Genomic DNA, 844 nt, shown 5'->3' with positions numbered 1-844 from the left:
CTCTGTCACCAAGGTCAGAACTCGTCTTGATAGTTGACTCAGCGTAGATGTACGCCTCTACAGCAGTGTCTTTCCAGCGCTCAAGCCGACAGTGTTTGCAGAAATACCGGTCGTAGATGTCACTCCCCCGTAGTAACAGGTACGGTTATAGTCCGGATTCGGGTCATGAAGGTAAGGGGTTCAGAGTTTACGAACCGCTCCAAAAATTCCTCAGATGGATCGATCTCTGGAGGGTCTACCCACGAAGCTGTGAAGGCGGTCTCAGCCCGTTGGTCGAATGCGACGACCATCTCCTCATACGGAATCGGTCGTTGGTAAAATCGTCAGGACTGGCCCAGTAGACGCTATATCCGGCTGAGAGGTAGTTGTGCGTGACCGCGTCGAGGTCTTTCTCTTCGTTTGCGTATTGCACCTCAACGATCAACTCATGTGATAGATAGTTTTTGAAGAGTTCTAAGTCCAGATGGACAGTCAATGTCGATTATTCTGGTTCTCCCTCTTAACGCTAAGGAGGTGTTGAAAGACGACCACACCCAATCAACGAAGGGCGTCCAAGACACCAAACTCCGATATACAGAGGCCTAATGCAAGTGGAACTTGTTGGTTCTGACAGATGACCACATACGAGTTATCGACCAATGATTACGGTGTAATCTCAGAAGCGATTGCAGGGCGTTATGCAGGGTTTCCTCCACAGTTGGAGTCAGCGATTAAGACACACCTGGAGGAGCACTACCGAGGTCAAATCGCAGCGGTCGATGAAGTGTCCCTCTATTCAGAGAGCCGGGACATAAGCAGCGAAGTCACCTTCGCTATGTTGAAGGGCGTCGAAGTCCCCGACGAA

At 50.5% G+C, this 844-nt stretch carries 1 protein-coding gene; it reads left to right on the top strand.

Features of this window, described 5'->3' with window-relative positions:
- Positions 1-613 precede the first annotated feature (613 nt).
- Positions 614-844 (top strand): hypothetical protein (locus C5B91_RS22860; RefSeq protein ID WP_233547862.1); only part of this gene is annotated, 231 nt, incomplete at its 3' end.

The organism is Haloferax sp. Atlit-10N (assembly GCF_003586325.1).
Taxonomy (GTDB): domain Archaea; phylum Halobacteriota; class Halobacteria; order Halobacteriales; family Haloferacaceae; genus Haloferax; species Haloferax prahovense.
Note: the sequence above shows the minus strand (reverse complement) of the source record. Positions and strands in the feature narration are given on the sequence as shown.